The sequence below is a fragment of the Tetzosporium hominis genome (genome assembly GCF_002265435.1).
GTDB lineage: Bacteria > Bacillota > Bacilli > Bacillales_A > Planococcaceae > Chryseomicrobium > Chryseomicrobium hominis.
The window spans coordinates 1-275 of the sequence record NZ_NOKQ01000118.1 but is presented as its reverse complement, the minus strand read 5'-3'; the positions used below and the strand labels follow the sequence as shown (position 1 = coordinate 275).

Annotated in this window: 1 protein-coding gene; it reads left to right on the top strand. The window is 48.0% G+C overall.

The genetic code is table 11. The annotated features are described in order from the left end of the window. Positions 1–2 precede the first annotated feature (2 nt). Positions 3–275, top strand: a 273-nt coding sequence (locus CF394_RS00580) for a PTS transporter subunit IIC (protein ID WP_279327632.1), incomplete at its 3' end; no start/stop codon positions are given.

The window sequence follows — 275 nt, the reverse complement described above, 5'->3', positions numbered from 1 at the left end:
AAATGGGTGAAAGAGCACTAAAGCTGATGATGGATGTGTTAAGCCAGCCGGCTGTATTAATTGCAGCCATTTCTCTTATCGGTCTTCTGCTTCAAAAAAAGCCTGCCAATGAAATTGTGAAAGGGACGACCAAATCGTTTTTAGGCTTTATCGTGATTTCAGCCGGGGCGGGCATCCTTGTTGGCTCGCTTGAGCCGTTCGGAAAGATGTTTCAAGCAGCCTTTCATGTGAACGGCGTCGTTCCGAACAATGAAGCGATTGTCGCGATGGCGCTC